The following is a 25,102-nucleotide window of genomic DNA, read 5'->3' as shown; positions in this document are numbered from 1 at the left end:
AAAGACAATGTCTTGCCGGCTGGCGGGCCTCGCCGTCGCATCTGACTCGATGTAGACGTTACCGCCGCCCGGATCTAACAACCACAGCGTGTCGGCCCTCCGTCAGGGTTCGCCGACCTGGTGATTCATGACCCCTGGCATCGCCCAGTCAGGGGTCAAACGAGGGTCAAACGATCAAGGCCCGGCTTTCTGATCTCCAGAAAACCAGGCCTGACCTGCTAAAATACTGTCGGGCTGACAGGATTTGAACCTGCGACCCCTTGACCCCCAGTTGTCTATATCTTTTGCTAGATAGCACTAGATAATCCGCTTAGGTCCATTTAGCTGGGATTATTCGACATCTTCGATCCGTAGCATCCATCCCAGCGGGCTTGATCCACACAGCGCCAGACAGGCGCGGTACCACGTCCGGTGCCACGCAAATCAAGTGCGCGACCCACTGGGCGATCCAAAGACCCTCAGCAGGAGGACTTCCCAGCGCCGAACGCCTCCCCTACCACCGGTCCAGCAGTCGGGTGCAGGTAAGGCTTCTGCACGTGAGCGCGGTGATCGAATTCCGCGGTTCCGCACTCGGACTCGGTCGGCTGGCGACCCAGGCCAATGGGCGGTGTCGCGATGGAATGTTAGTTCAAACCGACCCCCGGCGTGCGCGTCCGCGCGACACGGGGGACTTAAACCCATCGGCTCGGTTGGCAACCTGCTACCGGACATCGGGCCGAGGGTCGACGGCACGATCGCCTCGAAGTGCTCTGCGACTGGATCGCCCGCAAGGCGCCGCGCACGGCACCCGGGCCGGCCTGCCGCGCGGCCACCACTGGGGCCCCAGCACCCTCGGCGCGGACGGCCGGACCCTGTACCCGCACCATGTCGACCTGCCCGGCGAGTTCGTCGCGCTGCGCGGGCCGCGCTGTCGCCGTCCACGACCGGGACACTCGGCACTCCAGGTCGGCAAACTTAATTAATTACGAATACATCTTGACGAGGAGTCGAACCGCTGGCACCGTCTGGAGTGAGATCGGTAACACGATCGAAACACCGCACCCGGGGGATCGGTTCTGTCGCCAAGTAGTGAGGTATGCAGATGTCTGTCGTATTTCGAACACAGCCACCACCCGCCAGAGCGAACAGGGCCCTGCGCGCCCTAGTGGCCGCGTCCCTGACCGGCGCGTTGGCCGTCGTCGGGCTGGTCACGGTCGGGGCGGTCTCCGCGTCGGCGTCCGACACGACAGCGGCGTCCCCCGACGTCACCCAGTCCCCCGACAACAACCAGACCGTGAACTTCTGGGTCGAAGGCGGAGTGGCGAAGTACAAGGTGTCCTACAAGGGCAAGCAGGTCGTCGAGGACTCCAGCCTCGGGTTCAAGACCGACTCCGCCGACTACAGCTCCGGGCTCACCGTCCTGAACACCAGCTGGAACCAGTCCAACACCACATGGACCGACAACTTCGGAACCCGCAGGACCGTCCCCGACAACTACGAGTCCTACACCGTCGACCTGCAGGGCGCCAACAGCTTCCGGTTCAGCGTGGTGTTCCGCGTCTACAACGAGGGCGTCGCGTTCAGGTACGTCTTCCCGCAGAGCACCGCCGCCCCCGCCTTCACGATCGCCAGCGAGGCCAGCCAGTTCAACCTCGAGAACACGGCCACCGCCTACGGCTTCGCCGGCAACCTCTCGCAGGGCGACGCGGTCACGAAGTCCGTCGGCTCCCTCAACGACTCGATGTACGCCCGCCCGGTCACCGTCGTCGGCACCGGATACGCCCTGGCGATCACCGAGGCGAGCCAACTCGACTACTGCCGGACGGCGTTCGCGCCGGTGAGCGGCCAGCCGGGCACCCTCGTCACCCGCCTGGACGGCACGACGAGGAATATCGCGATGGCCACCGGTGATGTCACCAACACCGTCAGCGTGAACGTCGCCGCCGCCGACTTCTCCTCACCGTGGCGCACGATCGTCATCGGCGACAACGAGGGTCAACTGGTCGAGCGCAGCTACCTGGTCAAGACCCTGAACCCGCCGTCGACGATCGCCGACACCTCCTGGATCCAGCCCGGCACCGTGCTGCGCCCCATGGACAGGCAGACGGCACCCGCCGTGCCGCTGTCCACGACGGGCTCGAAGGCCGTCATCGACACCATGGTCGACCGCGGCATCGACTACCTGGGAGTCGACGCTCGGTGGTACGGCGCCGAGGACAGCTGGAGCACCACCCCGTTCTCGCCGATCGCCGGCTTCGACCCGGAGGCCATCGGCGCCTACGCCGACTCCAAAGGCAAGAAGGTCCTGCTGTACGTGAACTACCGGGCGCTGTGGAACGCCGACAAGACCACCGACCCCACGAAGAACCTCGACGCGATGTTCAAGAAGTTCTCCGAGGAGTGGCACGTCGACGGGGTCAAGTTCGGCTTCATCCCCGTGGGTTCCCAGCCCACCACCAAGCGGGTGTACGACTGGGTCAAGCTCGCCGCCAAGTACCACCTTGTCGTCGACATCCACGACGACTGGGTGCCCACCGGCCTGGAGCGCACCTACCCCAACCTGCTCACCATGGAGGGGATCCGCGGCGAGGAGGAGGAACCCACGGCGGCGATGGATCTCCGCAGCCTGTTCACCCGGGGCGTGCAGGGTCCGGCGGACCACACCTGGGGCTACATGCGCACGGCCTCCAACACCAGCCGATCGTTCCGGTACGCGGCGGCCGTCGTCTTCCACAGCCCCCTGCAGTTCCTGTACTGGTACGACACTCCCCCCGGCCCCGCGATCGTCAACCCCGTGCCGGAACTGTGGGACAACCTCCCCACGACCTGGGACGAGACCCGGTTCCTCGAATCCAAGGTCGCCAGCTACGCGACGGTCGCCCGGCGGTCCGGGAACGAGTGGTGGGTCGGCAGCGTCAACAACGGCGCCCGCACCGCCACCATCCCGCTGACCTTCCTGACCCCCGGCGTGCAGTACCGCGCGGCCATCGTCGAGGGCGGAGCCGCTTCCCCGGACGGCGACACCAAGACGACCACCCAGGTCATGAGTGAGCAGGTCGTCACGTCGACGACGACCCTGTCGCCGTCCATGGCCGGCAGCGCGGGCTACGCGGTGCGCCTGACCCCGGTCAGGGACCTCGCGCTCAACAAGTTCGCCGACCAGTCCTCTACCCGCGCGGCCGGCGGCGCGGCCTCGCGGGCGGTGGACGGCAACACCGACGGAAACTTCGCGAACAACTCCGTCACCCACACCGACCCGGCGCAGACCACCCCACCCTGGTGGAGGGTCGACCTCGACTCGGTGAAAACGCTGACAGCCATCGAGATCTACAACCGCACGGACGGGTACGGATCCCGACTCAGCGACTACTGGGTCTTCGTCTCCGACACACCCTTCGACACCTCGCTCCCACCCGCACAGCAGGCTGGGCAGGCCCGGGTCTGGAGCAAGCACTACACCACCCAGGCCGGGAGCCCGACCAGTGTCCCGCTCCCAGCGGGCACCAAGGGACGGTACGTCATGATCCAACTCAACAGCAGTGGGATCCTGTCCCTCGCCGAGGTGAAAGCCATCGGATAGCGCCCCACAGCGTCTGAGCGGAAGCTCCCGGCCGAAAGATTCGGCCGGGAGCTTCCCGCGTCCCGTCACGTATGGGTTGTGCCGCCCGCGTCGGGACCGCTGCACGTCAGGCTCCGCGGAGCACCGAGCTAGGACGTCAGCAGTTCCCAGTCCTGGGGTAGTACTGCGGTCTGGAGGTCGGCGACCTCACGAGGCGGAAACGACGGCCACGTCCTGGTCGTGTCGTGTCTCCTGTTCAGCCGCCGGTCGAGGAACCGCTGGACGCGGCGTAGGCCGTCGGCCGCCGCAACAGCGTCCAAGCGGCCCGAGGCCATGGCGTCGGCATACTCATCAAGGTCCAGCATCCGATACGGATGGTCAGGCGGCCCCACGATCACGTCGATCAGCAGGTCATCCACCGCGACACTGTCACCGTGATCTGCGACCGCCACCAGATCGCAATACCACCAGCCCCGCTGCTCGGCCGGAAACAATGCAGGTTGGTTGATCTGCACACCGTCGTCCAACAAGACGAAGCTGCGCTGAGTGTACGCCCGCCCGTCCTTCTCGAAGCCCCAGTCATAGGCGACCACACCACCACGGCGCAGTCCCACCGCGCGCAGCACGCCGTCACGGATCACCGTCACCAGGCGGCCCGTCTCATCTTCATGACTCATCCGGCCACCCTGCCATGAGCCAGGAAAGATTGGACGACAGCCGCGCGCGTCGTCGACCAGCTGGTAGTCGGCGTCCGGCGGGCCATCGGGGCCGGTCGCCACGCCCGGGAACGGCCGGATGGCGGGGGCCACCAGGTCCATGCCATGACGTGGGCACAGAAAGGGGAACTCCCGGCCGGAAGGGGTTTCGGCCGGGAGTTCCTGTTCTGGGGATACTACTTGTCGAGCGGTGCGTCGGAGACGAACCGCCGGTTCACGTGGGCAGTCCCACCGCGCGTTCGCCGTTGCGCCACTGCTGGATGACGACGGCGATGACGAGCAGGGCGCCCTGGGCGACGTTCTGCCAGAAGGAGTTGACGCCGACGACGGTGAGACCGTTCTCCAGCGCGCCGAGCAGGGCCACCGCGAGGAGGGTGCCACCCACCCCGCCCTTGCCACCCTTCAGCGCGCAGCCGCCGAGGGCCGCCGCGGTGATGGCCTTGAGCTCCAGGCCCTCGCTGCCGGACACCGGCTGGCCGGAACCGGTGCGGGCGGTCAACAGGATGCCGGCGACGGCCGCGACGACGCCGGCGAGGGCGTACACGGAGATCAGATATTTATTGATCTTGATACCGGCGAGGCGGGCCGCCGTGTCGTTGCCGCCGATGGCGTAGATATTGCGGCCGATGTCGGTGAACTTCAGCAGCAGGTGCACGCCCAGCGCGACGATCGCGAGGATCCACACCATCACGGGCAGGCCCGCGAGCTTGCCCCGGGCGAGGAACACGAAGAAGTCGTCGCCGAGCACGTAACCCTGCGCGCGCCCGTTGGAGACAAGTTGCGCGAGCCCCTTGTAGGCGGCGAGGGTGGCCAGGGTCGCGATGACCGCATTCACGCGCCCGTACACGATGATGAGTCCGTTGACGACGCCGGCGGCGATCCCGACCGCGATCGCCGCGCCGATCCCGAGGATCGGGTTGCCTCCGGTGGCGGTGAACGCCATCGCGCTGATCACCGACGCCAGGCCTGCCTGCGAGCCGACGGAGATGTCGAGGGCCCCGCAGATGATGACGACGGTCTGCACGACGGCGAGCAGGCCGGCGATGGTGACGGTCTCGCCGATGACGGCGATGTTGGCGACGCTGAGGTAGGCGGGGTTGAGCAGACCGAACACGCCGGCGACGACCACGAGGGCCGCGAGAAGGCTCAGGTTCTGGCCGCCGATCCTGCCCGTCAGGGCGCGCAGCCGATCGGGCGGCCCTGCGGCCGGCCTCTTGTTCGGCAGCGCCGGAGCGGGTGCGGTCGTGGGAGTCATGGCTGTTCTCCAGTGGATGGTGTGGTCAGGTCGTCGGCCATCGCCAGGGCGAGGATCTTCTCCTCGGTCGCGTCACGGTGGTCGAGTTCGCCGGTGATCCGGCCGCCCTGCATGACGACGATCCGGTCGGCGAGCCCGAGGACCTCGGGCAGGTCGGAGGAGATCACCAGCAGTGCCACTCCGGCCGAGGCCAGGTCGGCGATGATGTGGTAGATCTCGGCCTTGGCGCCCACGTCGATGCCCCGGGTGGGCTCGTCGAGGATGAGAACCTGTGGCTTGCGGGCCAGCCACCGGGCCAGCACCACCTTCTGCTGGTTTCCGCCGGACAGTTTGCGCACCTCGTGCTCCAGGGACGGGGTGCGCACCCGAAGCCGTTCGACGTACTCGCCGACCAGGCGGCGTTCGGCGGCCCGGCGGACGAACCGGAACCGGCGCAGCCGGTCGAGGACCACCAGGGAGGCGTTGTCGCGCACCGACCGGTGCAGGAATAGCGCCTGGGCCTTGCGCTCCTCCGGGGCCAGCCCGATCCCGGCGGCGATCGCGTCGGCGGGCTGGCGCAGCTTCACCGTCCGACCGCCGACGGCCACCGTGCCCGACCGGATCGGCAGGTCCCCCGCCAGCGCCCGGGCCAGCTCGGAGCGGCCCGCGCCGACCAGCCCGGCGAGCGCGACGATCTCACCGGCGCGGACCGTCAGGTTCACGTCGCGGACGTCGTCGGTCGTCACACCGCGGACCTCGAGCACCGTCCCGCCCGCGCCCCCGTGCTGGCGGGTGAAGAGGGTGGACAGGTCCCGGCCGACCATCATCCGGACGATCTCCTGCTCGTCGGTGGACCAGATCTGCCGGGTGCCGACGACCTGGCCGTCGCGCAGGACGGAGACCCGGTCGGCGAGCTGGAAGATCTCCCGCATCCGGTGCGAGACGTAGACGATGGCGATCCCCCGGTCCCGCAGCCGGCCGATCAGGGCGAACAGCGCCTCGACCTCGTGTTCGGACAGCGAGGACGTCGGCTCGTCGAATGCCATCACCCGGGCGTCGGTGGTCAGCGCGCGCAGGATCTCCACGAGCTGACGTTGCGACGCCGACAACTGCGAACCCAGCTCGTCCGGGTCGAGGGCCCGTTCGAAGCCCAGCTCGGCCAGGTCGGCGCGGATCTTGTTCCGCAGTGCCGACCTGTCCAGGCGGTGCGCCACGCCCCGGGGCAGCGCGCCGACGTAGACGTTCTCGGCGACGGAGACGTGCGGGATGATCTCCGGCTCCTGCGGGATGATCCGGATCCCGGCGGCACGGGCGTCGGCGGGACTGTGCAGCGCCAGCACCTTGCCGTCGAGCCGGACGGCGCCCGCGTCGGGGAGGTGGTCGCCGTTGATGATCCGGATCAGGGTGGACTTGCCGGCCCCGTTCTCCCCCATCAGCGCCGTGACCTGGCCCGCGGGAAACTCGAGGGTCACATCGGTGAGGGCGTGGACCCCGGAGAAGTTCTTGCTCACCCCGTCGACGCGGAGACCCGCGCCGACGGTGAGTTCGTGTCCTACGCCGAGCACTTGACGCCGGCTTCCTTCCAGGTGCCCGCGTCGACCATCTTGGTGGGGGCGAACGCCTCGGCGGGCATGTCCTTGCCGTTGCGGAGCTTGTCGAACATGGTCTGCACCGCCAGGGCCCCGACCTCGTAGCCGTTGATGAACAGCGCGGCCTTCATCCCGGTCGGCTTGCCCGAACCCCAGTCCTTGCACGCCAGGTACGCGCCCAGGCCCACGCCGATCACGTTGTCGGCCGTGTAGCCCGCGTTCTGCAGGGCGGTCACACCACCGGAGACGTTCTCGTCGTTGCAGCCCCACACGACCCAGTGCTTGACGGCCCGGTTGGCGGTGACCGTGGCGGCGACCTTGTCCTGCGCGGAGGTGGCGCTGTTGTCCGTGCCGACGTCGATGCTCTTGACGTCCTTGCCGGTGCCCGACTTGAACGCGGCCTTGGCGGCGTTCACCCGATCGGTGCACACCGTGACGTCCTGCTTCCACGCCGAGATGATCGCCGTGTCCTCCACCGCCCAGCCGGACTTCGTGAACTCCTCGCCCGCGCGCTTACCGACCTCACCACCCATCTGGGCGCCGCTGAAGCCGATCCGGGGCACCAGCTTGTCCTTGGCGCACTTGGACGGGTCGGTGCCGTCCACGCAGATCTGGTCGTCGGCGGTCAGCAGCGTCACGCCCCCGGCCTTCGCCGCCTGCACGACCTGCGGGCCGACCGCCGGGTCGGGCACCACGATGATCACGCCGTTGGCCTTCTGGGCGATGGCGGCATTGACCTCGCTCACGGTCTTGTTGGCGTCGTTGCCGAGGTTGACGACCTTCAGGTCGATCCCCAGCTCCTTCGCCTTGGCCTGCGCGCCGGCGGCCTCGCCGACGAAGTACTCCTGATCGCCCTGCTTCTGCAGGAACGAGATGGAGATCTTGCCGCTGACCGGCTGGCCCCCGTTGTCGGCGGCCTGCTCCTTGCCCGATGAGCAGGCGCTGAGGCCCACGGCGACGGTGCACGCTGCCGCCAGGGCGGTGAGGATCTTGGATCTGACCATGGACGTGACGCTCCTTGACATCGCCCGCGACACCGTGCGGTGCCGGGGGACTCTGAGGTGACCGATCGTGTTACCGATCTCACTTCAGAGAGTGACAGCGGGCCGATCGAGTGTCAATATGTATTCGTAATTAATCAAGTAATCGAGCGTGGCGCCCTTCAGCTCCAGTCTGGTTGACCATCACCCGCCGTCACGCCTGATCACGAAAACGGACACCATCGGAGGTCGCCATGTCACTCGGGCCCACCAACCCAGGCCGCTCCACCCCCACCGGGGGCTTCACTGGAGGCAGCTTCCAGATCACCGGTGATCATGGCTTGCGCACGGCGGCGCGATGGCGCAAGATGTTTTCATAAATAATATTCGTTACGCGAGCGGGAAGGAGCCCCGATGAGCCGAATGTCCGGTCAGGTGGCCCTGGTCACGGGGTCCGCGTCGGGGATCGGCGCGGCCTGCGCACGCCGGCTCGCCGCGGAGGGCGCCGCCGTGGCGCTGATGGACGTCGCCGACACCACCGTGTTGTGCCGCGAGATCGAGGCCGCGGGCGGCCGGGCGCTGTCGGTGGCCGCCGACGTGTCGACCGAGGCCGGCTGGGCCGCCGCCTCCGGCGCCGCGCGCGCGGCGTTCGGGCCGGTGGGGATCCTGGTGAGCAACGCCTTCGTCGTCGAGGTCGCCCCTGCGCACGAGCTCAGTCGCGACTCGTGGGACCGGCAGTTGGCCGTGTGCCTGACCGGCGCATTCCTCGGCGTGCGCGCGTTGCTGGCCGACCTGCGGGAGACGCGCGGGTCGGTCGTCCTGGTCTCCTCCGTGCAGGCCCAGGTCGGCATCCCCGGGCATCCGGCGTACGCGGCGGCCAAGGGCGGCCTGGTCTCCCTCGGCCGGCAGCTGGCCGTGGAGTACGGACCGGAGATCAGGGTGAACACCGTCGTCCCGGGGCCGATCCTGACCCCGACCTGGGACCGGGTGCCCCCCGACGAGCGCGAACGCAGCGTCGCACAGACCGTTCTGGGCCGGTTCGGCGAGCCCGCCGAGGTCGCGTCCGCCGTGGCGTTCCTGGCCTCCGCGGACGCCGCGTACGTGACTGGAGCGAGCCTCGTGGTGGACGGCGGCTGGACCGCCATGAAGACTTCCGCGTGACCGGCAACGAGACTTCCTGAGGGGACACGAGGACACATGGCACGCTACGTCAACCGCGGAGTGCACGGGCAGACCGTCGAGACCATCGCCAAGCGGATCCTGGGCGGCACCCTGGCCGAGGGCGAGACCCTCGACATCGCCGCCCTGCAGGTCGAACTCGACGTCAGCCTCACCGTCGTCCGCGAGACGTTGAAGGTGCTCGCAGCCAAGGGCATGGTCGACGCCCGCCAGAAGCGCGGCACCTTCGTCCGGCCCCGCTCCGACTGGAACCTCCTCGACGGCGACGTGCTGCGCTGGCAGTTCGCCAGCTCGGCCAGCGACCGCATGATCGACCAACTGCAGGAGGTCCGCGGCATCGTCGAGCCGGCCTCCGCGCGGCTGGCCGCCGAGCGACGCGACGACGCCGACCTCGCCGCGCTGGAGTCCGCCCTGACCGCGATGGAGGCCGCCGGCGACGACCCGGCGTCGCAGATCGCCGCCGACCTGAACTTCCATCGCGCGCTGCTGGCCGCCACCCACAACGAGCTCCTGCAACGCATGGAGGTCATGTTGGAGATCGGCCTCGCCGAGCGCGACCGGCTCGTGCACTACAGCCAGCACCACGACGACCCCATCCCCAGCCACCGCGCGGTCCTGGACGCCATCCGCGCCGGCGACCCTGCCGCGGCCGAGAACGCGATGGGCGGGCTGCTCGACCAGGCCGCCCACGACCTGCACAAGGCCCGGGGTGGACCGGGCGCGAAAGGACAGAAGCGGTGAAGATCGAAAAGATCGAGACTTTCGCGGTACCGCCCCGCTGGCTGTTCTGCCGGATCCAGACCGATCAGGGCATCGTCGGCTGGGGCGAGCCGGTCGTGGAGGGCCGCGCCGAGGTGGTGCGGGCCGCCGTGGACGTGCTCGCTGAGTACCTGATCGGTGAGGACCCGCTGCGGATCGAGCACCACTGGCAGGTCCTCACCAGGGGTGGCTTCTACCGGGGCGGCCCGATCCTGTCCAGCGCGGTCGCCGGCCTCGATCAGGCGCTGTGGGACATCGCCGGCCAGCACTACAACGCGCCCGTGCACGCCCTGCTGGGCGGGCCGGTCCGCGACCGGGTCCGGGTCTACTCCTGGGTCGGCGGCGACGAGCCCGACCAGGTCGCCGACGCGGTCGCCGCCCAGGTCGCCGCCGGCATGACGGCCGTGAAGATGAACGCGTCCGGTCGGATGTCCCCCCTGCCCACCGCCGGGGAGGTCGCCGCGATCGTGGCCCGGCTCGCGGCCGTCCGCGAGGTGCTCGGCCCCGACCGTGACGTCGCCCTGGACTTCCACGGCCGGGCCACCGCCGCGGCCGCCCGCCGCATCCTGCCCGAACTCGCCCCCCTGCACCCGCTGTTCGTGGAGGAGCCCGTGCTCCCCGAACACGCGCACCTGCTGCACGACATCGTCACCTGCTCGCCGGTGCCGATCGCCACCGGCGAACGGCTCTACAACCGGACCGACTTCGTCGAGCCGCTCCGGGCCGGCGTGGCCGTGGTCCAGCCGGACCTGTCCCACGCCGGCGGTATCTCCGAGGTCCGCCGGATCGCCGCCGCCGCCGAGACCCACGGCGCGCTGCTCGCCCCGCACTGCCCGCTCGGACCGATCGCCCTCGCCGCGAGCCTGCAGATCGCCTGCGCCACCCCCAACTTCCTCATCCAGGAACACAGCATCGGCATCCATTACAACGCCGGCGCCGACCTCCTCGACTACGTCGCCGACCCCGAACCGCTCCGCATCCTGCACGGCCACATCCGGGCCCCCCAGGGCCCCGGGCTGGGCGTGACCATCGACGAGGCTGCCGTCCGCCGCGCCGACCGGGCCGGGCACGCCTGGCGCAACCCGGTGTGGCGGCACGACGACGGCTCGTTCGCGGAATGGTGACCATGCGGGCCACGGCCCGCTCCCCCGTCCCGGGCCGCCGACGGACCCCGTTGCGCGCCGCACTCGACCACGCGCACGGCGGCCGGTGGACCTCCCTGCGCACCACCGACCGCGAGTGGCTCTGGCACCGGTCGACGACCGACCGCCACCTGGTGTGGCCCGGGCACCCGTTCGTCGACGCCGGCGGCCTCGAGGAGTGCGTCCCCACGGTGCGGGGCGTGCCCGACCACGGCCACGCGTGGAGCCGACCCTGGCGGCAGACCGGCGCGAACCTGTGGACGACGCACTGCCCCGACTTCGTCCTGTCTCGCTCCGTCCGCGCGCGGTCCGGCGCGGTCGTCGCCGACTACACACTCAGCGCCGAACCCGGGTACCGGTTCGTGTGGGCCGCCCACGCGCTCCTCGACGTCGGGGAAGACGCGACCCTGACCGCGCCGGCCGGTGCCCCGACCCGGGTGTACCCGGACGCCGGCCCGACACCCTCCGGCCCGTGGCCCGCGCCCGACGGGACCCGGCTCGACGTGCTCGGACCCGACGACGCGACCGCAGTCGGGGCGATCCTGCTCGGCTGCGCGTCGGTACTGGTCACCGACGGGCCCGACGCCCTGGACATGTCCCTGCACTGCCCCGGCCAGCCGGTGTCCACAGCGCTGTGGCGCAACCTGCGCGGCTGGCCCCCCGAGCAGCCCTACCGCAGCATCGGCGTCGAACCGATGCTCGGCGGCGTCTTCGACCTCGCCGAAGCCGGCCCGGACGAGGCCGCCACCGTGCCCGCCTCCGGAGTCGTGTCCTGGCGGCTCACCCTCACCGCGCACACGAACCGCAAGGAGCAACGTTGAAGCTGTTGGACGCGCTGCGCCAGTACCGTCTGGTGGCGATCGTGCGGGGTTCGGACCCGGCGGCCACCCTCGACGCCGTTCTCACGCTGGCCGACTGCGGGATCGCCCTGATCGAGGTGTCGCTGACCACCCCCGACGCACTGGGCGTGCTGACCCGGGCCCGACGCGCCCTGGGCCCGGACTTCGGGCTCGGCGCCGGCACGGTCCTGACCGTGGAGCAGGCCCAGGCGACCGCCGACGCCGGAGTGTCGTATGTGGTCACCCCGGGCCTGGCGCCCAGCGTCGCCGAGGCCCGCGCACTCGGCCTGCCCGCGCTCGTCGGCGCCGTCACCCCGACCGAGGTCATCGCCGCGCACGCCGCCGGGGCCGAGGCCGTGAAGCTGTTCCCCGCCTCGATCGGCGGCCCGGAATACCTGCGCGCGCTGCGCGACCCGCTCCCGGACATCCCCCTCGTTCCGGTCGGCGGCGTCGACGCGCACCGGGCCGGAGAGTACCTGCGGGCGGGCGCGGTCGCGGTCGGCGTCGGTTCCCCGCTGCTCGGCGACGCCCCGCACGGCGGCGACCTCCTGCAACTGCGGGCCCGCGCCGCGCTGATGCTGGCGGCGGTGACGGCATGACCGACGTTCTCACCTTCGGCGAGGTCATGGGCGCGCTGCGCGCCGACGGCCCGCTGCGCCTCGGTGGCCCGCTCGGGCTGTCCGTCGCCGGCGCGGAGGCCACGGTCGCCATCGGCCTGGCCCGCCTCGGCCACGACGCCCGGTGGATCGGCGTCACCGGAGCGGACGAGCTCGGCGAACTCGTCCGGCGCACCCTGCGCGCCGAACGGGTCGACACGTCCGGCGTGCGGATCGACTCCTCCGCGCCGACCGGCCTGTTCTTCCTCGAGAACCGGCTGGCCGGCCTGACCCGGGTCGCCTACCACCGCGCCGGTTCGGCCGGATCCCGCCTCACCGCCGACGACGTGCTCAACGGGTTCGCCGACGGGGCGACGCGGATCCTGCACGTCACCGGGATCACCTGCGCCCTGGGCCCGGGTCCCCGCAAGGCCGTCGTCGAGGCGGTCGCGATGGCCAGAGCCATGGGCACGACCGTGTGCCTCGACGTCAACCACCGCTCCGCACTGTGGTCGCAGGCCGAGGCCGCCGCCTGCCTTCGCCCGCTGCTGCCGTCCGTCGACGTGCTCGTCGCCTCGGACGAGGAACTGCCCGTCGTCGCCGACAACCCCAACCCCGCCAACCTTCTGGGGTATGTCGACCAGGTCGTCGTCAAGCACGGCGCCGCCGGGGCCACCGTGTACACCCGGACGGAACACACCCACGTGCCCGCCCGGGTCGTCACCGCCGTGGACACCACCGGGGCCGGTGACGCGTTCGTGGCCGGCTACCTGTCGGGTCTCCTCGACGGCCTCGGGGTGGCCGACCGGCTGCAACGGGCCGTCACGGTCGCCGGATTCGGCGTCGCCACGGTCGGGGACTGGCAGGGGTTGCCCACCCGGGACGAGTTGCCGCTGCTCGACCACGCGTCCGGAAGCACGCTGCGATGAGGGTCCTGGGCGACGAACGCTTCGAACTCGGCGAAGGCGCTCGCTGGGTCGACGGCCGGCTCGTTTTCGTCGACCTGCTCGCCGGCCGCCTCCTGGAGGCGCGCGGGGACGCGCCGCCCGTGGAGGTGCTGCGGATGCCGATGCCGCTGGGCGCTGTGGCACCGGTACCCGGAAAGGAGGGTTGGGTCGCGGCGGCCGGAACGGGCCTGTGGAGCCTCGCGCCCACGACGGAGCCGCGCCCGCTGGTCGACCTAGGGGTCGATCCGGTGACAACCCGGGTGAACGACGCCGTGGCCGACCCCGCCGGCCGGATGTGGATCGGCACCATGACCTACGCCGCCACTCCCGGCACCGGCCGGCTGCACCGCTGGCACCCGAGCACCGGGCACGCCGTGGTCCTCGACGGCCTCACCATCCCGAACGGACCGGCGTTCGACGCGACCGGCACCGTCCTGTATCTCGCAGACAGCGCCCTTGGCCACATCGACCGGCTCACGGTCGACGCCTCGGGCGACGTCGCCGACCGGCGGCCCTTCGCGCGGATCGACCCGGCCGACGGGTCCCCGGACGGGATGACCGTCGACGTCGCCGGCAACCTGTGGGTCGCGCTGTGGGGCGGCTCCGCGGTGCGCCGGTACCGCCCGGACGGCACCCTCGACGTGCACCTGCCGGTCGGGGCCCGCCAACCGACCAGTGTCTGCCTCGGCGGCCCGGACCTGCGCACCCTGTTCATTACCACCGCCGGCTACGGGCTGCGGGAACCCGGGGGCGCCGACGGCGCGCTGTTGGTGGCTACGGTGGATGTCGCGGGCCGCCCTGCGTGTCCGGGGGCCGTGGGCTCAGCCCTCTCACCGTGACGAGGACGGCTACGGACAGCAGGTAGCGGGGCCGGCCACCTCCCTCGTGGTGACCGGCCCCTTTCCCCCCTCCAGGAGGTTCAGGAGGTGGCGACAGGTGTGGTGCCGCCTGCCGCGCGCCACCTCGACTGTGGACAAGTTTGGGGGTCGGCCCGGGACGGCCGGCCCCCGAACGTCACCGTTCGGCTAGGAGACGGTGAGTGCGGTGTCGTCGATGACGAAGTTGGTCGCGAGGCTGATGTCCTCGGTTCCGGTGAAGGTGATCGTGACGGTCTGGCCGGCGTAGGCGGCCATGTTGAACGTCTTCTGGGCGTAGCCGGTGGCCTTGTTGAGGTTGCTGTACGTGGCCAGGGTGGCGCTGCCGACCTTGACGGTCAGTTTGTCGTACTGCGTGGAGGTGGTGGTCTCCTTGGTGTCGATGTGCAGCCAGAACGACAGGGTGTAGGTGGTGCACCCGGTCGGGACGGCCACCTGCTGCGACAGCGTGGTGGTGTTGGTGGTGCCCTTGCCGCCGAGGAGGGCGAGCTGGGTGCCGCCGTGCGCCGGCTGCGCGGTCGTGCCGGCCCGGATCACGCCGGTCGACGCCGTCCACGGTGTGGTGCCCGACTCGAAGCCCGGGTTCCCGAACTTCTGACCCGCACCCGTGCAACCCGGGCCCGTCCCGTTGACGGTCAGGCTGTACGTCGCGGTGTGGGTCGCCGAACCGGCGCCCGTCACCGTGATGGTGTACGTGCCGGCGGCGGCCGTGGAGCTGGCCGCGACGGTCATCGTCGAGGAGCTGCCCGAGGTCACCGAGGTGGGGTTGAAGCTGACGGTGACACCGGCCGGAACGCCGCTCGCGGTCAGGTTCACCGTCTGGGCGTTGCCCGAGGTGGTGGTCGTGCCGACGGTCGAGGTGACCGACGCGCCCGGGTTGACCGAACCGGAGGCCGGGCTCAGCGACATCGAGAAGTCGTTGGCCGGGGTGCCACCGCAGGTCGGGTCAGCCGACTGCGCCGGAACGCTGATCGCGTCCCACGCGGCCTTGGTCTTGTTGAACAGACCACAGGTCGAGTCCAGGGCCTTCGCCGCGGTCAGGGTGCCGGTCCGGTAGGTCATGTGCGTCTGGCCGGACACCTTGGTCAGCATCGCGCCGTAGAACACCTTGCCGGCGTTCTGGATGCCCATGCCGGTAAGCGTGGTGTTGTTGCAGGTCGGGCTGACCGGGCCGCCCGAGGGGTTGGTGCCCATGGCCATCAGGTAGAACCAGTGGTTCAGCGGGCCGGCCGCGGCGTGCACCTCGGTGTTGGGGATCGCCGAGGAGTAGCAGTTGGGGTTGTTGTTGACCTTCGAGGGGTCGTACATGTTGCGGATCGGGCCCTTGCCGACCAGGTTGATCTTCTCGCCGACCAGGAAGTCCGGGTCGTCGTACGGGGCGGTCTGGTTGGCGTACGCCTCGGTCAGCGCGCCGAAGATGTCGCCGGTGGCCTCGCCGAGCCCGTTCTCGTGGTTGGCACCGCCGGGGGTGTTGGCGTCGATGCCGTGGCCGAACTCGTGGCCGATGACGTCCATCGAGGAGATCCACTCACCGGCGTTGTTGTGGCCGATGGTGACGCTGCTGCCGTCCCAGTAGGCGTTGACCTGGTCGACGCCCATCTTGATCGGGAACGACTTGCCGTTGCCGTCGATGCCGCTGCGGCCCAGCCAGGACGAGAGCATGTCCCATTCCTGCTGCGCCGAGTACATGCCGTCGACGCAGCCGGTCTCCTTGCTGGTCCCGTCGCCGTTGCCCCAGGCGTCGTCGGTACCCGTGAACACGGCCCCGCCGCTGTAGTCCCGACACTCCAGGCCCGGTCGGGTCGTGTCCTTCATGCTGAAGCTGCTGCCCGAACCGCTGGTGGTGAAGGTCAGCGGGTTCGGGCCGTTCCACTTGGCCGTGCCCGAGCCGGCGACGACGTCGTCGTGCGTCGAGAGGACCTTGCCGGTGGCCGCGTCGACCCACACGTGCAGGTGACTCGGCGCGGTCTCGGTCAGGCCGGTCATCGTGGTCTCCCACGCCAGGCGCGGGTTGTTGTCCCGGACCAGGACGACGAGCCGGCTGGAGTCCACCCGGTCCACGCTGGCCAGCTGGCCGCGCGAGGTGGCCTCCGCCGCGGCGGCCGTGACCGACGGGTCGATCGACAGGTTGATCCGCGCCGAGGTCGCCGAGGCGGTGCTGCGGACGTGGCCCTGGGCGTCGGCGAGCACGACAGCGTCGCCCCCGACGACCGGGAGGCCCCGGTAGCTGCGGTCGTAGTTGACCGCGTAGAGGCCGTTCACCCACGGGGTCACGCTCTTCTGCGCGTACTCCTCGAACGGCCCCTTCGCCAGGGCGTCGAGGCCGCTGGCGGCGGCCCGGTCCGCGACGGAGATCGCGAGTGCCCGAGCGTCGCCGAGATTGTGGTCGGCGGCGTTCGTGGCGGTGGCGGGATTGGCTGCGAGGGTCAGCGCCACTCCCGCGAAGACGGCCAGGGATACCCCGGCCGTCGCTGTTCTGCGTCTCATCTGTGCTCCCTTGAGGTGAGACCGCGTCTTCGCGGCCCGCCCATGGAAGCATCGAGAACTTTAACTGAATCATAAGACAGTCTTATCGTGTCCATAGCGTTCCGGGATTTCGCCAGCTAATGAACATGCGCCTCTATCGATGTTCTGCCGCTGAGCGTTTCAGTTCGGAGTGTTTGATGTTGTTGGACTGTTGGTTGACAGCGGTGATTGACGTTCGACTGTGTTGGGAATACGCTCCTGACCCACATGGCGGGTGCCGTCGATGTCGAACTGGCGACGTCGCGATGTGTGCGCGTGAGGCAGCCGCCTCCTCACTGGAAGTGATCTCAATGAGCATCCGAAGAAACTTCTCCATGCGGATCAGGCCCGCGGTCCTGCTCACGGCACTCGCACTCGTGACGTCCCTGATCGCCGTGGGAGCTCCGACGGCAGCCCAGGCCGCCACGTCGATCAGCATCGACGGTTCCAAGGGCGGTCGCACGTTCGACGGTGTGGGCGCGATCAGCGGCGGTGGCGGTAACTCGCGCCTGCTGTTCGACTACCCGGAGCCGCAGCGCTCGCAGATCCTGGACTACCTGTTCAAGCCCGGCTACGGGGCTTCCCTGCAGATCCTCAAGGTCGAGGTCGGCGGGGACACCAACTCCACCGACGGCGCCGAGCCCAGCCACATGCACTCGGCGACGGATGAGAACTATCAGCGCGGTTATGAGTGGTGGCTGATGGAGCAGGCCAAGGCGCGTAACCCGAACATCAAGCTGGTGGCCCTGTCGTGGGGAGCGCCCGGCTGGATCGGGAACGGCACCTTCTGGTCCCAGAACATGATCAACTATCTGATCAAGTGGATCCAGCACGCGAAGTCCGACCACAACCTGACCATCGACTACATCGGTGGCTGGAACGAGCGCGGCTACGACAAGCAGTGGTTCATCAACCTCAAGGCCGGCCTGACCTCGGCCGGGTTGACGACGAAGGTCGTCGCGAACGAGAACACCGGCTTCGGCGGCGAGATCGACGCGATCGCCGGCGACGCGGCGTTCAAGAACGCCGTCGACGTGATCGGCTCGCACTACGCGTGCGGCTACCTCGGCAACCAGACCGACTGCCCGAGTTCGACGGCGGCCGTGAACACCGGCAAGCCGCTGTGGGCGAGTGAGAGTGGTTCGCAGGACTACAACACCGGGGCGGCGGCCGTCGCGCGTGGGGTGAACCGGGGCTACATCGACGGGAAGATGACGGCGTTCATCAACTGGCCCATCATCGCGGCCCTGTACCAGAACCTGTCCTTCTCCACCGACGGTCTGGCCCTCGCCGACCAGCCGTGGTCGGGGGCCTACAGCCTCGGCAAGACGACGTGGGCGCTGGCGCACACGGCCCAGTTCGCCCAGCCCGGCTGGACCTACATCGACTCGGCCGGCGGCTACCTGGGCGGCACCCGCACCAACGGCAGCTACGTGTCGTTGAAGGCCCCCACCGGCGGGAACTACAGCACCGTCATCGAGACCATGGACGCCACCGCCAACCAGACCGCCAACTTCACGGTCAGCGGCGGGCTGTCCACCGGGGCGGTGCACGTGTGGGCGACCGACATGCGCTCCAACAACGCGACCGACCACTTCGTCCAGCAGCCCGACATCGCCCCGGCAACCAACGGCACGTTCTCCCTCACCCTCAAGCCCGGTTACGTCTACAGCCTGACCACCACCACCGGCCAGGCCAAGGGCACCGCCACGTCGCCGGCCCGGGCGCCGCTGAACCTGCCCTACTCCGACACCTTCGACGGCTACGGCGACAACCGGTCCCCGAAGTACTTCACCGACATGAACGGCTCCTTCGAGACCCTCCCCTGCGCCGCCGGCCGCACCGGCAAGTGCGTCCGGCAGATGGCACCGGCCGCGCCGATCCGGTGGACCGACGAACCCTTCTTCTACCCGTACACCACGTTCGGCGCCCTCGACTGGACGAACTACACCGTCAGCTCCGACGTGCTCCTCGAACAGGCCGGCTCCGTCGAGCTCCTCGGCCGCGTCGGCACGCAGAACAAGAACAACAACGGGCTCAACGCCTACCACCTACGCGTGTCCAACACCGGGGCCTGGTCCATCCAGAAGAGCGACTCCGCGTGGAAGTTCACCTCGCTGAAGAGCGGTACCACGACGGCGTTGAACACCAACGCGTGGCACAAGGTCGCCCTGACCTTCCAGGGGACCACGATCACCGCCGCCGTCGACGGCACCACCCTGGGCTCCGTCACGGACAGCGCCTACGCGGCCGGCCAGGTCGGGCTGGGCATGAGCAACTACATCAACGCCCAGTACGACAACTTCGCCGTCACCGCCGGGCAGACCAACCCGGACCCCAAATACAAGCTGATCAACCGCAACAGCGGCAAGGCCCTCACCGTCACCGGAAACTCCACGGCCGACGGCGCGCTCATCATCCAGTCCACCGACGTGGCCTCCGCAGGGCAGCTGTGGAAGATCGTCACCACCGGCGGGTACTCGGTGCTCACCAACGTCGGCAGCGGCAAGGTCCTCGAGGTCGCCGGCACGACCGCCGGAACCCAGCTCACCCAGCGGACGGGCACCGGGGGAACAAACCAGCAGTGGACGCTCACAACCACCGGCGGCTACACCACCCTGAAGAACCGCAACAGTTCGATGCTCGCCGACGTGTCCGGGGCCTCCACCACCGACGGGGCCAAGGTCATCCAGTGGACCTCGAACAACGGAACCAACCAGCAGTGGACCCTGGTCGAGGTCCCGTAACAGTCACTCACCAGCTCCCTGAACACAGAGGCGGACCATCCATGACCGACGTGCTGACGTTCGGCGAGGCCATGGGTGCACTGCGCGCCGAGGGGCCGGTGCGGCTCGGGGGCCCGATGGGACTGTCCGTCGCCGGAACGGAGGCGACGGTCGCCATCGGGCTCGCCCGGCTCGGCCACGCGGCGCGGTGGATCGGCGTCACCGGAGCCGACGAGGTCGGCGTGCTCGTCCGGTGCACCCTGAGGGGCGAGGGCGTCGACACGACGGGCAGCCGGGTCGACGCGGGCGCGTCGACCGGGCTGTGCTTCCTCGAGACCCGGCTGGCCGGGACGACCCGGATCGGGTACCACCGGGCGGGGTCGGCCGGGTCGCGGTTGCACGCCGACGACGTGCTCAACGGGTTCGCCGACGGCCAGACCCGGATCCTGCACGTCACCGGCATCACCTGCGCCCTTGGACCGGGCCCGCGCCGCGCCGTCATCGAGGCGGTCGCCATGGCCAAGGCGATGGGGGTGACCGTGTGCCTCGACGTCCACCACCGGCCGGCCCTGTGGTCCCGGGCCGACGCGGCCGCGTGCCTGCGGCCGTTGCTGAGATCCGTCGACGTGCTGATCGCGTCCGATGACGACCTGGCCGTCATCGCCGGGGACGCCACACCGGCGGAGCTCCTGCGATTCGTGGATCAGGTCGTGCTCCGCCACGGTGGGGCCGGCGAGGGGACCGCCCTCACCCGGCTGGAACGCCGCCACCAGCCGGCCAGGGTGGTGTCCGCCGTGGACCCCACCGGGGCCGAGGACGCATTCGTGGTCGGCTACCTGTCCGGACTCATCGACGGGCTCGGGGTCGCCGACCGGCTGTACCGGGCCGCGACCGTCGCCGGGTTCGGCATCGCGACGGTCGGCTACTGGCAGGGGCTGCCCACCCGCGCCGAACTGCCGCTCCTCGGCGACGCGTACGGCCGTCCCCTGTAGACCGCGCGATCCTGACCGCCCCACGATCGCCTGACCGACATCATCCGGGCTCGCACGGCCGACGCGTCGATCATGTCGCCGCGCCGGCGGTGCGAGCCACCACCGGTGGCTTCCCGGACCGCGCGGTGCGGGCCACCTCCCTTCGAGTGAGGAACGGGCCGATGACAATCTCTCCGAGCGCCCCACCCGGCGCGACTCCCCCAGAGCCGGTGCGGCCAGCGCGCCTCGCCCCGTTCGCGGCGGCGCTGCACCGGGCGATCGAGCACCGCGACCTGAGCCTGGAACAGCTACGGGCGCGGCTGGCGGAGGCCGGCATCCCGGTGAGCATGTCGACGCTGAGTCTGTGGCGTCGCGGGCTCCGACGCCCCGAGCGTGCCCAGTCGCTGCGCGCTGTGGTGGTGCTGGAGAAGGTGCTCGGCCTGCCCGGCGACTCGCTGGTCGCCCTGCTGGGACCGCGTCGGCGACGGGGACGCAGTGTGGCAACCCTTCCGGCGGTCGGGTTCAGTCGACTGTTCGAGACGCGGCATCTGCTGGCCGACTTCGGGGCGGGAAGACGGCCGGACACCCTCAATCCGGACCTGATGTCGTTGAGCGTGCACGACCACTACGAGTTCAACGAGCGTGGTGCCGAGGCCCGGGTCCGGGTGCACCACGTCGCCCGGGCGCTCGGTGAGGTGGACCGGTGGCTCGTCCACTATCAGGCCGATGACCCCGGCCGTCCGAGCTGGACGGGGACACTGCGGGCCGGATCCGGTTGCCGACCCGGCCGGGTGCGCACCGACACCGGGTCCAGGGTGCTGGAGCTGTTGTTCGACCGGGCACTGCGACCCGGCGATGTGGCGGTCTTCGACTTCGAGATCACCTTCGGGCCGGGCGGCGACGCCCAGTACCGGTTCGCGCGGATCTTCGAGAGACCGTCGAACCTGTACGTGGCGGAGGTGACCTTCCATCCCCGGGCGGTGCCGGTGCGCTGCCACGAGTTCGTCCAGTCCTCGCTCGACTCCGACGTCCGGCTGCTCCGCGAGGTGCCCCTCGACGACAGCCACACGGCGCGGATGGCGGTCCAGACAGTGCCGGCCGGCCTTTTCGGCATGTCCTGGGAATGGCCGTGAAATTGTGCGCCCCACTGTCAAGGTGAAAGTAGAACAACGTCAAATTGAAAGTCTTTGACTGGCAAAAAGAAAGTCAAATACCGTGCTGAAAGTTGTGGTTACCGACACCACGAAGTTACTTACAACGGGCCGGTAACCTGCGGAAACGTCGCGCGGGAGTGTAGCGGAACCCGTAATTCAAATCGATTCTTGTCTTTATTGGCGAGCGTCAATAGCATTCGACTACCTTGAGTCCCTCACGAAGGAGTGACAGGAATGGGTACATCGAATGCTCGTCGCCGGCTGTCGGGCGTCGTGCTGCTGTCCGCAGCGGTCGCCGCGTGGTCGGCCTTCACCGGAGGCACCGCCACCGCGGCCGCCCCGGTCGGGGTCGTGCTGGGCGCCGACAGCGCCACAGCGGTTCCCGGGAGCTACATCATCGTCCTGAAGAACGGCGCCACCCTCGACGGCGGCCTGGCCGCCCGGTACGGCGGCACCGTGACGCACACCTACACCAGCGCCCTGCGCGGCTACTCCGCCGAGATGTCGGAGAGCCAGGCCGCGCGACTGGCGGCGGACCCCGCGGTCTCCTACGTCCAGCAGGACCAGGTCGTCCACGTCCTGGGCACGCAGCCCAGCCCGCCGTCCTGGGGGCTCGACCGGGTCGACCAGCGTGACCTGCCGCTGGACAACTCCTACACGTACCCCAACGACGCGGCGAACGTGCACGCGTACATCATCGACACCGGGGTGCGGATCACGCACACCACGTTCGGCGGCCGGGCGACCTGGGGCACCAACACGATCGATCAGAACAACACCGACTGCCACGGGCACGGTACCCACGTCGCCGGCACCATCGCCGGCGCGGAGTACGGGCTGGCCAAGGCCGCCCAGGTCGTCGCGGTCAAGGTGCTCAACTGCTCCGGCTCCGGCTCCAGCAGCAACGTCATCGCCGGCATGGACTGGGTGACCGCCAACGCGGTCAAGCCCGCCGTGGCCAACATGAGCCTCGGCGGCAGCGCCGACCAGGCCATCGACGACGCCACCACCAACTCCATCAACTCCGGCGTCGTCTACGCGGTGGCGGCGGGCAACAGCAACAGCGACGCCTGCAACGACTCGCCGGCCCGCACCCCCGCAGCGATCACGGTCGGCGCCACCCAGAAGACCGACGCCCGGGCGTCGTTCTCCAGCTACGGCACCTGCCTGGACATCTTCGCCCCGGGCGTCGACATCACCTCCTCATGGGGCTCGGGCGACACCGCCACGAACACCATCAGCGGCACCTCGATGGCCACCCCGCACGTGGCAGGGGCCGCGGCGCTGATCCTCGGCGCCAACCCGAACTACACACCCCAGCAGGTCCGCGACGCCATGGTCAACGCCGCCAGCGACAACAGGGTGACCAGCCCCGGCACCGGCTCGCCGAACAAGCTGCTGTTCGTCGGCGGCGGGCAGCCCCCGGTCAACGACTTCTCGATGTCGTTGAACCCGACCTCCGGTGCGATCGACCCGGGACAGTCGGCCACCTCCACCGTGGGCACCACCACCACCTCCGGCAACGCCCAGACGGTGAACCTGACCGCCAGTGGTGCCCCGGCCGGGGTCACGGTCACCTTCAACCCCACCTCGGTCACCTCCGGCAACTCGTCCACGATGACCGTCGCGGCCAGTACCACGGCCGCCGCCGGCACGTACACCATCACGGTGAAGGGCACCGGTTCGACAAGTCACACCGCCACATACAGCCTGACCGTCAAGGGCACCGCACCCGGCTGCACCGGCGCCGGCCAGAAGCTCGGCAACCCCGGCTTCGAGGCGGCCACGGCCACACCGTGGACCGCGTCGACCGGCGTCATCCGGGCCGGCACCACCACCCAGCCCGCGCACGGCGGCACCAAGCTCGCGCTGCTCGGCGGCAAGGGCACCACCAACACCACCACCGCCTCGCAGCAGGTCGCCATCCCGGCCGGCTGCTCCACCTACACCCTGTCGTTCTGGCTGCACATCGACACGACCGAGACCACCAGCTCCGTCCAGTACGACAAACTGACCGTCAAGGTCGGTAGCGCCACGCTGGCCACCTACAGCAACCTGAACAAGGCCACCGGCTACGCCCAGAAGACCTTCAACATGGCCGCCTACGCCGGCCAGACCGTCACGATCACCTTCACCGGAACCGAGGACATCAGCCTCGCGACCAACTTCGTCATCGACGACACCGCACTCACGGTGTCCTGACGGATTGACGAAGTGCGGGGGCCGGCCGTCCCGGGCCGGCTCCCGCCCCCATGCCAGCAGTCAGTTCAGGCCAGCACTCCCAGCCGTGGTCCACGGCTCTGTCCTGCGAGGAGTTCCGTTGAACCTGTTGGACGCGAGGGCGTCACTCACCGCCGCCGGGCCGACGCCGATGGTGGTGAGTGCGAGGTGACCGAAGTCCTGACCTTCGGCGAGGCCATGACCTCGGTGCGCGCCGACGGGCCGCTGCGTCTCGGTGGCACGATGACGCTGTCCGTCGCCGGCGCGGAGGCGACTGTCGCCGTGGGCCTCGCCCGGCTCGGCCACGACGTCCGCTGGATCGGCGTCACCGGCTCCGACGAACTCGGCGAACTCGTCCGTCGCACCCTGCGCGCTGAGGGGGTCGACATGTCCGGTGGCCGGATCGACGGGTCCGCCCCGACCGGGCTGTTCTTCGTCGAGACCCGCATCGCCGGGGTCACCCGGGTCTCCTACCACCGTGCCGGTTCCGCCGGTTCCACGCTGAACACCGACGACGTGCTCAACGGCTTCGCCGACGGACCGATCCGGATCCTGCACATCACCGGCGTCACCTGCGCGCTGGGCCCCGGGCCCCGCAGCGCCGTCCGCGACGCGATCGCGCTGGCCAGGGCGACGGGGGCGGCCGTCTGCCTCGATGTCAGCCACCGGTCAGCGCTGTGGTCGCAGGCCGAGGCCGCCGCGTGTCTGCGTCCACTGCTCCGGTCCGTCGACGTGCTCGTGGTCTCCGACGAGGAACTGGCCATCGTCACCGACGATCCGCACCCCGCCGAGCTCCTCAAGCACGTCGACCAGGTCGTCGTCCGGCACGACGCGGGCGGTGCGACAGCGCACACCCGTTCGGAGTGCCGCCACCAGCCGGGTCGGGCGGTGCGGGCGGTGGACGCCTTCGGCGCCCGGGACGCGTTCGTGGCCGGCTACCTGTCCGGGCTCCTCGACGGCCTCGGGGTCGCCGACCGGCTGCAACGGGCGGTCACCGTCGCCGCCTTCGCCACCGCGACGGTCGGCGCCTGGCAGGGACTGCCCACCCGCGCGGAACTGCCGCTGCTCGACCATGCGAACGGAATCCCGCTGCGCTGAACGGGGCCACCGGCCGTCGGCTGCCGCGTCGTGC

General features: G+C 69.8%; 18 protein-coding genes. 13 read left to right on the top strand and 5 right to left on the bottom strand.

The window, feature by feature from the left end:
• Positions 1 to 1,081 precede the first annotated feature (1,081 nt).
• The gene (locus IW245_RS00330) at positions 1,082 to 3,559 is read left to right on the top strand and encodes a glycoside hydrolase family 97 N-terminal domain-containing protein (RefSeq protein ID WP_197001181.1); all 2,478 of its coding nucleotides are present in this window, start codon (positions 1,082 to 1,084) and stop codon (positions 3,557 to 3,559) included.
• A 128-nt stretch (positions 3,560 to 3,687) separates the two neighbouring features.
• Here the strand turns inward: IW245_RS00330 and IW245_RS00325 are convergent, their stop codons facing one another.
• From IW245_RS00325 to IW245_RS00310, 4 genes are all read right to left on the bottom strand, one after another.
• Positions 3,688 to 4,356: a ribonuclease FAU-1 family protein gene (locus tag IW245_RS00325; RefSeq protein WP_197001180.1), complete on the bottom strand. Its 669-nt coding sequence runs from the start codon at positions 4,354 to 4,356 to the stop codon at positions 3,688 to 3,690.
• Positions 4,357 to 4,468: 112 nt separating this feature from the next.
• On the bottom strand, positions 4,469 to 5,509 hold the full coding sequence (locus IW245_RS00320; RefSeq protein WP_197001179.1) for an ABC transporter permease: 1,041 nt from the start codon (positions 5,507 to 5,509) through the stop codon (positions 4,469 to 4,471).
• On the bottom strand, positions 5,506 to 7,053 hold the full coding sequence (locus IW245_RS00315; RefSeq protein ID WP_233473187.1) for a sugar ABC transporter ATP-binding protein: 1,548 nt from the start codon (positions 7,051 to 7,053) through the stop codon (positions 5,506 to 5,508). The genes IW245_RS00320 and IW245_RS00315 overlap by 4 nt, the downstream gene beginning before the upstream one ends.
• A complete protein-coding gene (locus IW245_RS00310) occupies positions 7,041 to 8,081 on the bottom strand; it encodes a substrate-binding domain-containing protein (RefSeq protein WP_197001178.1) in 1,041 nt (346 codons plus the stop codon). The genes IW245_RS00315 and IW245_RS00310 overlap by 13 nt, the downstream gene beginning before the upstream one ends.
• A gap of 390 nt (positions 8,082 to 8,471) precedes the next feature.
• Between IW245_RS00310 and IW245_RS00305 the strand changes: the two genes are divergently transcribed.
• The 7 genes from IW245_RS00305 to IW245_RS00275 are packed head-to-tail and all read left to right on the top strand — an operon-like array spanning position 8,472 to position 14,358.
• Positions 8,472 to 9,218, top strand: coding sequence for an SDR family NAD(P)-dependent oxidoreductase (locus IW245_RS00305; protein WP_197001177.1), 747 nt, complete (start codon positions 8,472 to 8,474; stop codon positions 9,216 to 9,218).
• A gap of 36 nt (positions 9,219 to 9,254) precedes the next feature.
• Entirely contained in the window at positions 9,255 to 9,977 is a 723-nt protein-coding gene (locus tag IW245_RS00300) for a FadR/GntR family transcriptional regulator (protein WP_197001176.1), read from the top strand.
• Positions 9,974 to 11,119 (top strand): galactonate dehydratase, encoded by a 1,146-nt coding sequence (dgoD, locus tag IW245_RS00295; RefSeq protein ID WP_197001175.1) that lies wholly within the window; start codon positions 9,974 to 9,976, stop codon positions 11,117 to 11,119. The genes IW245_RS00300 and dgoD overlap by 4 nt, the downstream gene beginning before the upstream one ends.
• A gap of 2 nt (positions 11,120 to 11,121) precedes the next feature.
• Positions 11,122 to 11,958 carry a hypothetical protein gene (locus IW245_RS00290; protein WP_197001174.1) on the top strand — a complete coding sequence of 279 codons (837 nt, stop codon included), beginning with the start codon at positions 11,122 to 11,124 and terminating at the stop codon, positions 11,956 to 11,958.
• On the top strand, positions 11,955 to 12,575 hold the full coding sequence (locus IW245_RS00285; RefSeq protein WP_197001173.1) for a bifunctional 4-hydroxy-2-oxoglutarate aldolase/2-dehydro-3-deoxy-phosphogluconate aldolase: 621 nt from the start codon (positions 11,955 to 11,957) through the stop codon (positions 12,573 to 12,575). The genes IW245_RS00290 and IW245_RS00285 overlap by 4 nt, the downstream gene beginning before the upstream one ends.
• A complete protein-coding gene (locus IW245_RS00280) occupies positions 12,572 to 13,501 on the top strand; it encodes a sugar kinase (RefSeq protein ID WP_197001172.1) in 930 nt (309 codons plus the stop codon). The genes IW245_RS00285 and IW245_RS00280 overlap by 4 nt, the downstream gene beginning before the upstream one ends.
• On the top strand, positions 13,498 to 14,358 hold the full coding sequence (locus IW245_RS00275; protein WP_197001171.1) for an SMP-30/gluconolactonase/LRE family protein: 861 nt from the start codon (positions 13,498 to 13,500) through the stop codon (positions 14,356 to 14,358). Before IW245_RS00280 ends, IW245_RS00275 begins: the two co-directional genes overlap by 4 nt.
• Positions 14,359 to 14,544: 186 nt before the next feature.
• On the opposite strand, the gene IW245_RS00270 is transcribed toward IW245_RS00275, so the two are convergent.
• A complete protein-coding gene (locus IW245_RS00270; RefSeq protein WP_197001170.1) occupies positions 14,545 to 16,881 on the bottom strand; it encodes a M4 family metallopeptidase in 2,337 nt (778 codons plus the stop codon).
• 329 nt (positions 16,882 to 17,210) lie between these two features.
• Here IW245_RS00270 and IW245_RS00265 point away from each other — a divergent pair, with 329 nt between their 5' ends.
• From IW245_RS00265 to IW245_RS00245, 5 genes are all read left to right on the top strand, one after another.
• Positions 17,211 to 19,646, top strand: coding sequence for an RICIN domain-containing protein (locus IW245_RS00265; RefSeq protein ID WP_197001169.1), 2,436 nt, complete (start codon positions 17,211 to 17,213; stop codon positions 19,644 to 19,646).
• A 41-nt stretch (positions 19,647 to 19,687) separates the two neighbouring features.
• Entirely contained in the window at positions 19,688 to 20,617 is a 930-nt protein-coding gene (locus tag IW245_RS00260; protein WP_197001168.1) for a sugar kinase, read from the top strand.
• 161 nt (positions 20,618 to 20,778) lie between these two features.
• Positions 20,779 to 21,729, top strand: coding sequence for a hypothetical protein (locus tag IW245_RS00255; RefSeq protein WP_197001167.1), 951 nt, complete (start codon positions 20,779 to 20,781; stop codon positions 21,727 to 21,729).
• Between the two features lie 255 nt (positions 21,730 to 21,984).
• Positions 21,985 to 23,952 (top strand): S8 family peptidase, encoded by a 1,968-nt coding sequence (locus IW245_RS00250; protein WP_231398604.1) that lies wholly within the window; start codon positions 21,985 to 21,987, stop codon positions 23,950 to 23,952.
• A 186-nt stretch (positions 23,953 to 24,138) separates the two neighbouring features.
• On the top strand, positions 24,139 to 25,068 hold the full coding sequence (locus IW245_RS00245) for a sugar kinase (RefSeq protein WP_197001166.1): 930 nt from the start codon (positions 24,139 to 24,141) through the stop codon (positions 25,066 to 25,068).
• The last annotated feature ends 34 nt before the right edge of the window (positions 25,069 to 25,102 follow it).

The sequence above is a fragment of the Longispora fulva genome (genome assembly GCF_015751905.1).
Lineage (GTDB): Bacteria > Actinomycetota > Actinomycetes > Mycobacteriales > Micromonosporaceae > Longispora > Longispora fulva.
This window is presented reverse-complemented; position numbering and strand designations above follow the sequence as displayed.

Bases quoted from the DNA above. Each gene is read 5' to 3' on its own strand.
- IW245_RS00275 (WP_197001171.1), top strand. From the start codon at position 13,498: ATGAGGGTCCTGGGCGACGAACGCTTCGAACTCGGCGAAGGCGCTCGC.
- IW245_RS00290 (WP_197001174.1), top strand. From the start codon at position 11,122: ATGCGGGCCACGGCCCGCTCCCCCGTCCCGGGCCGCCGACGGACCCCG.
- IW245_RS00305 (WP_197001177.1), top strand. From the start codon at position 8,472: ATGAGCCGAATGTCCGGTCAGGTGGCCCTGGTCACGGGGTCCGCGTCG.
- IW245_RS00250 (WP_231398604.1), top strand. From the start codon at position 21,985: ATGGGTACATCGAATGCTCGTCGCCGGCTGTCGGGCGTCGTGCTGCTG.
- IW245_RS00255 (WP_197001167.1), top strand. From the start codon at position 20,779: ATGACAATCTCTCCGAGCGCCCCACCCGGCGCGACTCCCCCAGAGCCG.
- IW245_RS00300 (WP_197001176.1), top strand. From the start codon at position 9,255: ATGGCACGCTACGTCAACCGCGGAGTGCACGGGCAGACCGTCGAGACC.
- IW245_RS00330 (WP_197001181.1), top strand. From the start codon at position 1,082: ATGTCTGTCGTATTTCGAACACAGCCACCACCCGCCAGAGCGAACAGG.
- IW245_RS00260 (WP_197001168.1), top strand. From the start codon at position 19,688: ATGACCGACGTGCTGACGTTCGGCGAGGCCATGGGTGCACTGCGCGCC.
- IW245_RS00265 (WP_197001169.1), top strand. From the start codon at position 17,211: ATGAGCATCCGAAGAAACTTCTCCATGCGGATCAGGCCCGCGGTCCTG.
- IW245_RS00325 (WP_197001180.1), bottom strand. From the start codon at position 4,356: ATGGACCTGGTGGCCCCCGCCATCCGGCCGTTCCCGGGCGTGGCGACC.
- IW245_RS00310 (WP_197001178.1), bottom strand. From the start codon at position 8,081: ATGGTCAGATCCAAGATCCTCACCGCCCTGGCGGCAGCGTGCACCGTC.
- IW245_RS00270 (WP_197001170.1), bottom strand. From the start codon at position 16,881: ATGAGACGCAGAACAGCGACGGCCGGGGTATCCCTGGCCGTCTTCGCG.
- IW245_RS00320 (WP_197001179.1), bottom strand. From the start codon at position 5,509: ATGACTCCCACGACCGCACCCGCTCCGGCGCTGCCGAACAAGAGGCCG.
- IW245_RS00280 (WP_197001172.1), top strand. From the start codon at position 12,572: ATGACCGACGTTCTCACCTTCGGCGAGGTCATGGGCGCGCTGCGCGCC.